Annotated in this window: 1 protein-coding gene; it reads left to right on the plus strand. The window is 59.2% G+C overall.

The genetic code is table 11. The features are described from left to right. Window positions 1-47 precede the first annotated feature (47 nt). Window positions 48-1,166 carry an IS91 family transposase gene (locus tag ABD847_RS16810; RefSeq protein ID WP_345015140.1) on the plus strand — a complete coding sequence of 373 codons (1,119 nt, stop codon included), beginning with the start codon at window positions 48-50 and terminating at the stop codon, window positions 1,164-1,166. Window positions 1,167-1,337: the final 171 nt, after the last annotated feature.

Below are 1,337 nucleotides of genomic sequence, written 5' to 3' on the forward strand. Positions count from 1 at the left end.
GGCTGGGCATACAGTGCTTTGCTATAGCTTAGTGCATGAAGCACTCCATGCAAACACTACTAACCGACCACTTTGCCACCTACCGGGCACAGTACGGCGCTTCGTTGCCACAGCTTAAAGCCGTCGCGCGACTCCAGCTTTGCCGTACTGCCGCGCTCGGTGCCCATGTTCAATGTTGCCCTCACGGCCACATCCAAGGGGTCTGGTATAACTCCTGTAAACATCGTAGCTGCCCTCAGTGTTGTGCGTTGCCGCAGGAACGCTGGTTGTTGCGGGTGCGCTCGGTGCTGCTCGATTGCCCACACCACCATATGATTTTCACGCTGCCCGCCGAGTTGCATCCGCTGTGGCGTTTTAATCGGGAGCGGTTGGCTGAGCTGTTGTTCACCGCCGTACATCGCACGCTTGGAGCCTTCAGTGCCGACCCCAAGTATTTGGCTGCCATGCCCGGCGTCATGTCCTGCCTGCACACCTGGGGCCGTGACTTATCGCTGCATCCGCATCTGCATTGTCTGCTGACCCATGGCGGCCTCAATGAGGCAGGAGACTGGATAGCGCCGCGCAAGGCGGTACTGTTCCCGCAGAAGCCGCTGATGATGGTCTATCGCGGCAAACTGTTAGCGGCGCTGCGCCGCGCCCTGCTGGCCGACGAGCTGGCCCTGCCTCCGGGCCAGTCGTCACAGCAGTGCCTCAACCTGTGCAATCAGTTGGGGCGAAAAGAGTGGGTGGTGCATTGCTGCCAACGGTATGAGCATGCCGCCGGGGTAGCCAAGTATCTGGCTCGTTATATCAAGGGCGGTCCGCTGCGGAACTCGCAGTTGCTCAGCGTCTCGAAGAGTCAGCTCCGATTTCGCTATCAGTCCCATCGCACCCACACATCGGCGGTCGCTGAACTGAGCATGGAGACCTTTCTACAGCGCTGGCTCGAGCATGTACCCACGCCGGGGAAGGCGAGTATTCGATATCTCGGTCTGTACAGCTCAGGAGGACGCCGGAAGCTCAATCTGGCGCGCCAATACTTTGGGCAGACGCCGGTCAACCTGCCGCAACTGTTGGGCTGGCAACAATATATCGCACGAAACTGGCCCGCTTCGGCGATCTGCAATGCGTGTGGGGCGAAACTGGAGCATGGCAGCCAGGTGCTGCCGGTCAGAGCGGCACAATGAATCTAACACCGCAACCGGCTCGCCGTGTGGTGGCATGAACCGTGCGCGCCGCTGTGCAACGGAGTTCTCATCAAAAGCTCAACATGTTGGATGAATGATGACTGAGGGCCAGAGCGATGCGAACGGAATGTTAGAAACTGGCCATAAAGCGCCATAGCGGCGATGCAACAA

It is taken from the genome of Pseudaeromonas paramecii (assembly GCF_039540575.1).
Classification (GTDB): Bacteria; Pseudomonadota; Gammaproteobacteria; order Enterobacterales; family Aeromonadaceae; genus Pseudaeromonas; species Pseudaeromonas paramecii.